Raw genomic sequence first — 11,719 nt, 5'->3', positions numbered from 1 at the left:
GGATGAGGGAGATGGGGAGGATGCCTGGGGCTGGGGCCAGGTTAGAACGTCTTCTAAGTAGGGGGCAGGGCCGATCGCGGCGGAGGCTTGGGTCCGGGGGGCACCGATGCGTTCGGCTTCGCCGCGTCGTAGACGTTCGGCGGGTAAATGGGTAGACCCCATCGGCAGGGTGACCGTAAACTGGGTGCCCCGGCCGACGGTGCTGGTTACTCCCAGGGTGCCGCCGTGCAGACTAACTAACTCCTGCACTAGCGCCAGCCCGATGCCTGAGCCTTCGTGGGTGCGGCCTGTAGCCCCCTGCACCCGATGAAAGCGCTTGAAAATATGGGGCAGGTCTTCGGCGGCAATGCCAATGCCGGTGTCGAGCACCTCTAGCCGAATGTGATCCTGTTCTGGGTGCAGGGCAATTTCAATCTCGCCCTCAAAGGTGAACTTAAACGCGTTAGAGAGCAAATTCAGCACAATTTTTTCCCACATGTCCCGATCGACGTAGACGGGGTTAGGGAGAGGAGGACAGTTGACCACCAGCTGCAGCCCGGCCTGCTCGATCGCGGCGCGAAACACGGCGGCCAGATCGGTCGTGAGCAGGGCCAGGTCAGTGGGTTCATAGACGGCCTCAGTGCGGCCCGCTTCAATACGCGAAAAGTCGAGCAGGGTATTGACCAGTTTTTGCAGGCGCAGGGCGTTGCGGTGCACCATCTCCAGGCGATCGCGCTGTTCCTCGTTGTGAGCGGCTTGAATGGCGTCTTCCACCGGCTCCAGCATGAGGGTGAGCGGGGTGCGAAACTCGTGGCTGATATTGGAGAAAAAGATGGTCTTGGCGCGATCGAGTTCGGCCAGTTGCTCAGCCCGCTGTCGCTGTTCTTCGTGGGAGCGGGCATTGGCGATCGCACTGGCCATCTGGGCCGCAATCTGCTTAAAGAAATCGCGGTAGTGATCGTCTAGCCGACGGCGAGGGCTAGCCACGGCCACCAACACCCCCGATACGGTTAGTTGACCCGGCACTACGATTGGTAAGACCATCGCTTCTTGAGGTGGCTCAGGCCAGGGGCTGCCGGGGAGCGAGCCAAACCGATCGATCAGGTCGTCAATGGTGTGAGCCTGGGCCGTCTGGGCCACCCGAGCGATCGGCCAGCCGCCCGAATTCTGCGTTGAGTCATCCGCCGCCAGGCTGACCTGCTCAAGCGCATTGGGCACCGCTGAGACAGATTCAGTTCCCTTACAGAGGTAGGCCGTTTGCGCTTCAGCATTGACAACATAAAGCAGCGCCAGCGGAATATCAGCCGGACCTGAGTTCAGCGCTTCTGCCATCAGAGCGCAGGTTTCTTCAACGGTCTTTGCCGTGGCGGTTTTAGAAGCTAGCTCGCGCAGCAGCCGGGCACGGCGATCGCCCAACACCCGGTAGGTGGTCTCACTCACCACGTTAAGAATGCCGTCAACCTCGCCGCCTTCGCCTTGAATCGGGTTGAAGGTGTAGTCGAAAAAGCATTCTTCGGTGTAGCCATACCGCTGCATGGCCAGCCGCTCGTCGCTGTGAAAAATGCCCTCCCCCGTAGCAAATACCTGGGCAAACTCAGGGCCAATGCTGTCCCAAACTTCGGGCCAAACCACCTGTGCCGGGCGACCCAGCGACCCAGGGTGCTTGTCGCCTACAATCGGTCGCCAGGCATCGTTGTAGAGCAGCAGGCAATCTGGCCCCCAGTAAATTGCCATCGGGAAGCGAGAGTTGAGGCAAATACTCAGAGTCGATCGCAGACTTTGAGGCCATTGTTCAACCGCACCAAAGGGCGTTTTTGACCAATCGTAGGCCCGTATTAGCGCCCCCATTTCGCCCCCGCCGCCAAACAATGGGGCAGCCGCCTCCTGCTGCTGCGTCATCTGCTGTTTTCTCCCTTCTGTACCCACCTTTGAGCCATGAGCATAAGAATCGTCAGCATTGAGTGGACTTAGGGACTAAACGTAGCGTGTCGATCACGATTATCTAGCTCACAGGTTTCCTCACGGGCTTGCAAATCGAAAAACGTTCACAAATCCCGAAAGGAAACCTAGCTAAGCCAGTCAATCACAGAGCACATTTGCTTTAGAGCCAGAGAAGGCGGCGATATGGCCTCGTTCTCCTAACCGCTAATTATTAAGTGACTGCTCGTAGCCCTGCTGTCGGCTGAGTTGGCGCAAGTGTTATGCATTGGCAACGCTCACCGATGAGGTTGCTAATCTACAGTTGCCTTAGCAACAAAGCTGCTTTCAGCACCTTAGCCAACACGTAATTCATAGGCAAGGGCGCTCATTGTATCGATCAATTTTTATGCCAACCGCAGAAACAGGAATCTGCCCCGAGAGAGATAATCTACCCGCCTAACCGATGTAATCCATCCGTGCCGCAGGTGCTAGCGCATCGGTGTGCTGAACTGGGTGTGGTTGTCTAAATCGGTCGATTGGTGTGCAAAAGCGACAGGCTCCCTCTCTGGGTAGATGATCCTTCACCTATGAGCAGTGAAAAGATACCCATGTAGATCTCAAGGGCCTTTGGCTGATCAGCCAGAACGTTTGGGTATCTGGAAATCGCCGCTTAAAATTCGACAAACTCTAACTGAATTAATTCACTATGCAGGAAACCCTGAAAAAACTGGCCAAGCTGTGGATACGAGAGGTACATCCCCGCTTGATGTCCTTCATTACAGCCGCTGGTGTGGTGTGGCTTGGGGTTTGTTTGCTCCTGCTGTTTGGCTTAGCTAATCTGGCCGAAGAAGTGCTGGAACAGGAAGTCTTCGCTTTTGATGAAGCTATCCTGCTGTGGATCAATCAGTTTGCCAACCCCGTGATGGATCAGGTCATGCTGACCGCCACCCGACTGGGGGATCCTGATGTTGTGGTGCCGCTGACCTGTATTGGCGTGGTCTGGTTGTGGTGGCGCTGGCGCTGGCGGATTGCCGCTATCTTCGCCATTACCTGTATCGGTGGAGCGGTGCTGAGCACTGGGTTTAAGCTCCTTTTTGGTAAAGAGCGCCCCGCGCTGTGGGCACAACTGATCACCGAAACCTCCTACAGCTTTCCCAGTGGTCATGCGCTGGGGTCAATGGTGCTTTACGGATTTTCTGCCTACCTGCTGGCGCAGCGGTTTCAGCCGCAGAGGTGGTTGATCTACGGCGTCGCCGTTTTGCTGATTGCCAGCATTGGTTTCAGTCGTATCTATCTGGGCGTTCACTGGCCTACCGATGTGGTGGCTGGGTATAGTATCGGTTTTCTATGGCTCAGTCTGTGTGTTGGCTTGTTTCAACTTGAAACCAGACGCTTGGGAAAGTCAATAAACACTAGCAGCAACCAATATTAAGCCCGCCACAGCTCGTATAGACAGACCTAGCTCCGGGGCTATCTTTGATTGGCAAGATGCCTGCTGCACCTGTAGATATTGAAGCGCACCGTCTAGAATGATTCAGACTCAGGCGCAGTAGGTGCAGGCGGGTGGTACAGGTCGCTCAGTCCCAAGACAGGTCTTCGCTCCAGCAGCTCCAGCGGGTATTCGGTCGGCTCAGGGTCTATCCCTGGCTGACATTGGGGGCATTGGCCAGTGCCCTACTGCTGGTGGCGGCCTACGCCATTACCCCACAGCTGTTTCGCTGGGCCATCGACCAGGGCATTGCCGAAAACAATTTGACGGTGGTGCTGCAAAGTGGGGCCGGGCTGGTGGTGGCCGCTCTGGCTCGCGGGCTGTTTAACTTTGGCCAAAGCTTCTGCGCTGAGGCGATGTCGCAAAGCGTAGTTTACGACCTGCGCAACCGCATTTTTAGCAAAATTCAAACCCTGAGCTTTAGCTACCACGACCAGTCGCAGACTTCGCAGCTGCTCACCCGCGTTACCAGCGACATTGAGCAAATTCGCACCTTTCTCAGTACCAGCCTGGTGCAGGTGATTAGCGGCGTGGCGACGCTGGTGGCGATCGCCATCATTTTGCTGGTGATGAACTGGCGATTGGCGCTGATTAGCCTCACAGTAGTACCCGTGGCGGGGTGGCTGATGGCGCGATTTTTTAGCCAAAATAATCGGTTATTTCGCCAGGTGCAAGAGCAGCTGGCTGAGCTAAATGGGGTCTTGCAGGAAAATTTGCTCGGGGTGCGGGTGGTCAAAGCCTTTGTGCGGGAAGAGGTGGAGCGCGATCGCTACACCCAGCTCAACACCAGCCTAATTGCCGCCAACATGAAGACGATCGTAGCGATTCGCAATACCTTTCCGTTTATCTTTTTGGCCAGCAACCTGGTGGTGGTGGCGGTCGTGGGCTACGGCGGGGCGGCGGTCATCAACGACCAGTTTTCTGTGGGGGAACTGGTGGCGTTTAATGCCTACCTGCTGCTGATTGTGCAGCCGATTTTGCTGATTGGCTTTGCCGCTCCGGCGATCGCCCAGGCGGCGTCTTCGGCAGAGCGGGTCTATGAGGTAATCGATGCCGAAGTTGACATTCGCGATCGCCCCAACGCCATTCCCTTCACCGCTTGCAGTGGCCGAGTCACCTTTGAAAATGTGTCGTTTCGCTATCCCGGTGCCACCACTCCGGCCCTGGGCGAGATTTCCTTTGAAACCAAGCCCAACGAGCTAATCGCTATCTTGGGTATGACTGGCTCGGGCAAAAGCACCGTCACCAATCTGATTCCTCGCTTCTACGATGTCACCGCTGGGGCAGTACGCATTGATGGCCGCGATGTGCGCGACTTTACGCTGGAAAGCCTGCGATCGCGCATTAGCACCGTCTTTCAAGAGACCACCCTGTTCTCGGGCACCATTTTCTCCAACATTACCTACGCCAAGCCCGAGGCCAGCCTGGATGAGGTGATTGCAGCGGCCAAAGCCGCCCAAATTCACGATTTTGTAGCAGAATTGCCGGACGGCTACGACACGGTGGTGGGCGAGCGTGGCGTGGGCCTCTCGGGGGGGCAAAAGCAGCGGATTGCGATCGCCCGCACCCTGCTCACCGACTACAGCATTTTGATTCTCGACGACAGTACTTCCGCCGTCGATGCCCAAACCGCCGCCCAAATTCAGGCCGCCCTCGACGACCTGATGCGCCGCCGCACCTGCACTGCCTTTGTGGTCGCCCAGCGGATCAGCACCGTCCGCACCGCCGATCGCATTTTGCTGATGGATAAAGGGCGACTGGTGGCCCAGGGCACCCACGACCATTTAATGGCCACCAGCCCCCTCTACGGCGTGATTCTAGAATCGCAAGTCAGCGCCACCCCAGCCTCCACTTAACCTGAATTATTCACCAGAGCTTAGTTTTGCGGGTTGAGGCGGTTGGCCAGCAGGGCAACTAAAAACATCGGTAGCGACACGCCAATGCAGATCAGCCACTGGCTGAGGCTCAGGGGCGCAGTGGAGAACAGGAAGTTCATGATGCCCACCTGGCTAAAGATGATTTGAAAGATAATCGCCACCACAATTCCATAGCCGATCGCCGACACATTCCCCAGGGGCACCTTGAGGCCGCGCAGCCGCGCCGCCACCGAGGCCCAAAACTGACTGATGCTGAGCAGGTAGATAATCCGCCCCGCCACCAGGGCCTGAATCGCCATCGTGCGGGCCAGGGGAATGTCGCCCGTGGTGCGGCGAACCCACTCAAAGACGCCGAAGATCAAGATCCAGTTGAACACCGATATCAGGGCGATGCGCTTGAGCAGATCCCTCGACAACAGCGGTTCGTTAGGGTTGCGGGGCGGGCGGTTCATTAAATTGTGGGACTTGGGCTCGAAGGCCAGGGGCACGGTCATGGCGATGGAGTTGACCATGTTGAGCCACAGCACCTGTAGCGAGAGAATCGGCAGCACGTCGCCGCGCCCGATCAGTACGCTGAGCAAAATCGTCATCGACTCGCCGCCGTTGACGGGCAGAATGAACGCGATCGCCTTCATCAAGTTGCGAAACACGTTGCGCCCCTCTTCCACCGCCGCCTCAATCGAGGCAAAGTTGTCGTCGGTGAGAATCATGTCGGCGGCTTCTTTAGCCACCTCGGTACCCGCCTTGCCCATGGCGATGCCTATGTCGGCCTGCTTCAGTGCCGGGGCATCGTTAACGCCGTCGCCAGTCATCGCCACAATGTGGCCCTTCGATCGCAGGGCCTCGACCAGGCGCAGCTTTTGCTCAGGGGCAACACGGGCAAATACCGAGCCATTCTGCACGGCATTGGTGAGGTCAGACTGCTCAAATTTGGCCAGATCTCGGCCAGTGTAGGCGATCACCTCCTCGGTGGGGCTGAGGCTCATGCGCTCGGCGATCGCCGCCGCCGTTACCTTATGGTCGCCGGTAATCATCTTCACCTCAATGCCCGCCGTTTTACAGGCCTCCACCGCCTTGATCGCCTCGGCACGGGGCGGGTCGATCATGCCCTGGAGGCCCAAAAACACCATGCCCTGCTTGAGGTCGTCGTGGTCGATATGGTGACCGTGAAAGGCCTTGGCAGCAAAGCACAGCACCCGCAGCCCCCGCGAGGCCATCCGATCGGCCTGCAGCAGAATGCGATCGCGCCCTGGATCATCAACGGGGTGGGCTTGACCGTCACTATCAAGCAGGCGATCGCAGCGACTCACCACCGCCTCTACCGAGCCCTTGGCCAGCAGCCACTGCCCGGCGGTATCCTGCTGGTGCAGGGTGGCCATGTACTGAAACTCAGACTCAAAGGGGATGCTATCGATGCGTGGGTAGCTGTGGTTGAGTTCTGAGCGGTCAAAGCCGACTTTGCGGGCTGCTACTAGCAGCGCCCCCTCGGTGGGGTCGCCCACCACACTCCAGTGGTGGTCCTGGTGCTCTAGCTCAGAGTCATTGCAGAGCATCCCCACGATCAAACACTGGCGCAGGGGGGCGGGCATGGCATCGAGGGGCACCGGGTTATCTTCGCCGTCGCGCAGTTCGCCGTGGGGGGTGTAGCCTTCGCCGGTCAGGTCATAGTGGCGATCGCCCGCGTAGACAGTCTGCACCGTCATCTGGTTTTCGGTCAGGGTGCCGGTTTTGTCGGAGCAGATTACCGTAGCGCTGCCCAGGGTTTCGACGGCGGGCAGCTTGCGCACAATGGCGTTGCGCCGAGCCATACGCGAGACCCCAATCGCCAGGGTAATGGTGACCACGGCGGGTAGGCCCTCAGGGATGGCGCTTACCGCCAGGGCCACAGCGGCCTCAAACATTTGCAGCGGCGAGTTGCCCCAGGCCAGGCCCACCCCAAAGGTCAGCGCTGCCACCGCCAGAATGGCCTTGAGTAGGGTTTTGCTGAAGCGATCAAACTTGCGGGTCAGGGGCGTCACCAGGGTGGTGCTCTCGTCCATCAGCTTCGAGATCCGCCCGGTTTCGGTATTGAGGCCTGTGGCAACCACAATCCCCTCGCCTTGACCAAAGGTGACAAAGCTGCCTGCATAGGCCATGTTGTGGCGCTCGGCCAGAGGCGTATCGGCGGGTAGGGTATCGAGATTGGGCTGTTTCTCGACCGCCACCGATTCTCCGGTCAGGCCCGACTCGTTGATTTGCAAAGTACGGCCCCGCAGCAGACGCAGATCGGCGGGCACTTTGTCGCCCGAGGCCAGCAGCACAATGTCGCCGGGCACCAGGTCGCGCGACGATACCTGCACCTGCTGGCCATCGCGGCGCACCATAGCGTCGGTGGTGACGGAGGAGGCCAGGGCCGCGATCGCACTTTCAGCCTTTGACTCTTGCACAAAACCGATGATGGCGTTGATTACCGTCACGCCCCAGATCACCCCTGCATTGACCCAGGAGCCCAGCAGCGCCTTGATCAACCCGGCAATCAGCAGAATGTAGAGTAGCGGCTGATTGAACTGCAGCAAAAACAAAACAACAGGATGCTTCCCCGCCTTACCCTTCAGCTCGTTGGCCCCGTAGCGCTCTAACCGTGCTTGCGCTTCCTGGGTTGACAGACCAGTTTCGGGGTCAACCCCCAGCTGCTGGCGAATCTCCCGGCCTTCAACCTGGTGCCAGGTTAGCATCGTCGGGTCTTGAGGTTTGGGTGTCGAAAGCTGTTGGGCCACAGCTACATCCTCCGTCAGTTAGCATAGTGGGCAATGTGTCCGGCCCGGGCCAATAATTCCACGGTAAGAGGTAAGGTCATAGCCCAGGCCTTGGTCTACACCAGAATTAACCATTGCTGCCCCCACTAAGGCCCCTGACGCCACGCCGAGATGGCCAGAATTGAGCTATCCTACAGCCGGGCGCAGGAGAAGCCGCAACCATTGCGATCGCCCATCAACCATTGCAGACCTAGCTGGAATTTAGTTCATGTCTCAGCCCAAAGCGATTGTGCTGCTATCGGGTGGTCTCGACTCGGCGACCGCTGCCGCCCAGGCGATCGCAGATGGCTATGCAATCGTCGCTCTCTCGTTCAACTACGGTCAGCGGCACCAGCGCGAGCTAGAGGCGGCGAAGGCGGTGGCGGAGCATTTTGCGATCGCAGATCACCACTTTATTGATGTCAACCTGGCCCAGTGGGGCGCATCTTCGCTGACCGATTTGGCCCAGCCGTTGCCCCAGGACGGTCTTGAGGGGGGCATTCCTTCTACTTATGTTCCTGGGCGCAACACGGTGTTCATTGCCCTCGCCCTGGCCCTGGCCGAAGCCAAAGGGGCCGAAGCGGTGTACCTGGGCATTAATGCAATCGATTATTCCGGCTATCCCGACTGTCGGCCTGAGTATCTGGCCGCTTTTCAGCAGCTGGCGCAGCTCTCGTCAAAGGCGGGGCTAGAGGGTCACGCACCCAAGCTAGTTGCCCCTCTGGTGATGGATTCTAAAGTTGATATTGTGCGTCGCGCTGTGGCGCTGGGGGTGCCGATCGAGCAAACCTGGTCGTGCTACCAGGGTGGAGCTGTACCCTGCGGACGCTGCGACTCTTGCCGGATTCGCGATCGCGCCCTAATTGAGGCTGGCTACCCCGAGCTGGCCACCGCAAAGTAGTCGCCCGACAAGCTGGTGCGAGGGCAAGTCTCAGCCGGTGCCGCTGGCCCAGTCTTTACCAGCACCATTCAATCAGCTTTGGGTTTCTGCGGTGCTTGCGGGGTAATGTGGCACAGTGATAGTAGATAGCAAGCTTTGCTATTGTCCGTAGCTCGGGGGTAGCGCCCCAACTCAACCCCCAATCAATCCTTTTCCCCCTTCGCCTATGCCCTGGTCTCGAATTATTAGCGGACTCGTTGCGATCGCAGTAGCCCTGATCATGATTGGGCTCGGGGGGTGGTATTTTACCCTGGGTTTTGGCGTCCTGATCTTTTTGGGCCAGCTCGAAATCTTTGCCTTGGTAAAAGCTAAAGGCATTTTGCCAGCGGCCAAAACCACGCTGGTGGTCAGCCAGCTTTTGCTGATTATGGCTCACGTTTCCCCCACGCTGGCCGATGCTCTGCTGCCTCTGAGCGGCACCTTTATTTGTTTTTACCTGCTGTTTCAGCCCCAGGTTGCCACTATTGCCGATGTGGCCGCCTCAATCTTGGGTCTGTTCTACGGCGGCTACCTGCCCAGCTTTTGGGTGCGGCTGCGCGATCTAGGCGACACCGCCACTACTCTGCCCCTGGGCGGTTTCTGGCCCGAAACCTGGCCCCCCGCACTGGAAGCGCTACCCTACGGACTGGTAGTAACGCTGCTGGCCTTTGCCTGCATCTGGGCCGCCGACATTGGAGCCTACACTGCCGGAAAAATGATTGGCCGCACCCCGCTCTCTAACATCAGCCCTAAGAAAACCGTTGAAGGGGCGGCCTTTGGTATGTTGGGCAGTATGGTGGTGGCGCTCGTCGGCAGCTACTGGCTGCAATGGCCGCTCTGGCCCGCCACGGGTGCGGCTCTGGGCCTGATGGTTGGCATCTCCAGCCTGCTAGGCGACCTAACCGAATCGCTGATGAAAAGAGATGCCGGGGTCAAAGACTCTGGTGCCCTCATCCCCGGCCACGGCGGCATTTTAGACCGCACCGACAGTTATGTATTTACGGGAGCGCTGGTGTACTTCTTCGTTACCCTGCTGCTGCCCCTGCTACCAGCGAGTTAGCGACCCCGCATTTCCCAAAAGTTAAGCTCTTGGCGAATGCGATCGCGCTCCTGAGGCTGCGCAAACCGCAGTTGATGGCGCAGTTCACCGATCACCTGACGCCGCTCACTGGCAGACTTATTTTCCATGACCAATTTCCTCAAAAAACTGTAGCTATAACTACAGTTTAGTGAATTGGATTCCCGAAACGACCTCCCCTTACAATTCTTTGGACGAGGTTTTGCCTAACAAGAGTGATCTTCAACCATCCAGAATCCGCGCAACCATCTCAATGATTCGTAGGGTGGGTTAGGCAGCTCTCGCCTCCGCCTCTAACCCTTAAACCTTGCGCCCCGCCGTAACCCACCGCCCACCCTCATGAGCAACTCAATATGGAAAAACCGGGTTTCTGAGCCAGAGACAGTAAGCTTCGCTGGCCCGTCAAAGAAACCCGGTTTCTAGATGTAGCAAAACCCTAACTGTAGAAGCTGTAACCTATGCCACCACCGGGTCTGACGTTTTTGGGTCGGGCAATTGCGTCGTAATCAGCGCCGCCGCCAACACAAACAAACTCGACACCCACAGGCAACCCACCAGCCCAAACCACTGGTAAAACAGCCCCGATGCGATCGTGCCTAGCAGCCGCCCGCCAGAATTCGCCATGTAGTAAAAGCCCACATTCAGGCTGACATCCTTATCTTCGGTGTAGGCCAGCACCAGGTACGAGTGCACCGCCGAGTTAAACGCAAACACCACCCCAAACCCAATCAGCCCGCCTGTTACCGCAATGTTGCCCCGCACCCCCGCCATCAGCGCCAGCGCAATCAGCGCCGGAATGGCTGTCAACATCGAGGTCCAAAACAAAATTGTTTTCGCCTTGGGCACCACCTTGCCGGTACTATCTTTGCGCAACAGTTGCGGGGCCAAAAACTGCACCATGCCGTAGCCAATCACCCAGATCGCCATATAGGTGCCCACCTGCATAAAGGTCCAGCCCAGCACCTCGTACAAAAACACCGGCAGCGCCACCACAAACCACACATCCCGCGAGCCAAACAAAAAGAACCGCGCCGCCGACAGCACATTGATTTCTTTACTCTTAGAAAACAGCTGCCGAAAGGGCACCTTCTTGCCAATCTTGCCCATGTCGGCGGGCAGCAGCGCCCCCGATAGCAAAATCACCCCCAGCACCGCCGATTGAATCAGCAGCGCTGGGCGAAAGCCCACTCCCTCCAGCAACGCCGCCCCCACAAAGAATCCCACCCCTTTCAGCGCATTCTTTGACCCGGTCAGCACCGCTACCCATTTGAACAGCCGCGATGCCGCCTCCTTCGGCACCACCAGGCGAATGGCGCTCTTGGAACTCATCTTGGTGAGATCTTTGGCAATGCCCGAAAAAGCCTGGGCCACCATCACAAAGCCTACCTGCACTGGCACCACCCAGTCAGGGTTCAAAAAGCTCAGCATCACCAGAGCAAAAATTTGCAGGGCAATGCCGCCGTACAGCGTCATCCGCAGGCCCACCTGGGAGCCAATCCAGCCGCCGAGGAAGTTAGTTACCACGCCAAACACTTCGTAGAAGAGAAACAGCATGGCAATCTCAAGCGGCGTGTAACCCAGCACGTGGAAGTGCAGCAGCACCAGCATCCGCAGTGCGCCGTCGGTAATGGTGAAGCCCCAGTAGGCCGCAGTGATGATCGCGTAGTTGCGCAGGCTCTCGGG

8 protein-coding genes are annotated in these 11,719 nt (G+C 58.1%); 4 read left to right on the top strand and 4 right to left on the bottom strand.

Annotated features, from left to right (window positions below; all coding sequences use genetic code 11):
* On the bottom strand, positions 1–1,878 hold a 1,878-nt coding region (locus IQ273_RS23445), incomplete at its 3' end, for a HAMP domain-containing sensor histidine kinase (protein ID WP_194025573.1).
* Between the two features lie 727 nt (positions 1,879–2,605).
* Between IQ273_RS23445 and IQ273_RS23440 the strand changes: the two genes are divergently transcribed.
* Both IQ273_RS23440 and IQ273_RS23435 read left to right on the top strand, forming a co-directional pair.
* A complete protein-coding gene (locus IQ273_RS23440) occupies positions 2,606–3,331 on the top strand; it encodes a phosphatase PAP2 family protein (RefSeq protein ID WP_194025572.1) in 726 nt (241 codons plus the stop codon).
* Positions 3,332–3,462: 131 nt separating this feature from the next.
* Entirely contained in the window at positions 3,463–5,244 is a 1,782-nt protein-coding gene (locus IQ273_RS23435; RefSeq protein WP_194025571.1) for an ABC transporter ATP-binding protein, read from the top strand.
* A 20-nt stretch (positions 5,245–5,264) separates the two neighbouring features.
* Here IQ273_RS23435 and IQ273_RS23430 read toward each other — a convergent pair whose 3' ends face one another.
* Positions 5,265–7,979, bottom strand: a complete 2,715-nt coding sequence (locus IQ273_RS23430) for a cation-transporting P-type ATPase (protein WP_194025575.1) — start codon at positions 7,977–7,979, stop codon at positions 5,265–5,267.
* A gap of 289 nt (positions 7,980–8,268) precedes the next feature.
* On the opposite strand from IQ273_RS23430, the gene queC reads away from it, so the two are divergent.
* On the top strand, positions 8,269–8,940 hold the full coding sequence (gene queC / locus IQ273_RS23425) for a 7-cyano-7-deazaguanine synthase QueC (RefSeq protein ID WP_194025570.1): 672 nt from the start codon (positions 8,269–8,271) through the stop codon (positions 8,938–8,940).
* A 205-nt stretch (positions 8,941–9,145) separates the two neighbouring features.
* Positions 9,146–10,018: a phosphatidate cytidylyltransferase gene (locus IQ273_RS23420; RefSeq protein ID WP_194025569.1), complete on the top strand. Its 873-nt coding sequence runs from the start codon at positions 9,146–9,148 to the stop codon at positions 10,016–10,018.
* Here IQ273_RS23420 and IQ273_RS34490 read toward each other — a convergent pair.
* Positions 10,015–10,146 (bottom strand): hypothetical protein, encoded by a 132-nt coding sequence (locus IQ273_RS34490; protein WP_255534659.1) that lies wholly within the window; start codon positions 10,144–10,146, stop codon positions 10,015–10,017. The genes IQ273_RS23420 and IQ273_RS34490 overlap by 4 nt on opposite strands.
* Before the next feature lie 346 nt (positions 10,147–10,492).
* On the bottom strand, positions 10,493–11,710 hold the full coding sequence (arsJ, locus tag IQ273_RS23415; protein WP_194025574.1) for an organoarsenical effux MFS transporter ArsJ: 1,218 nt from the start codon (positions 11,708–11,710) through the stop codon (positions 10,493–10,495).
* Positions 11,711–11,719: the final 9 nt, after the last annotated feature.

Source organism: Nodosilinea sp. LEGE 07298 (genome assembly GCF_015207265.1).
Taxonomy (GTDB): domain Bacteria; phylum Cyanobacteriota; class Cyanobacteriia; order Phormidesmidales; family Phormidesmidaceae; genus Nodosilinea.
Note: the sequence above shows the minus strand (reverse complement) of the source record. Positions and strands in the feature narration are given on the sequence as shown.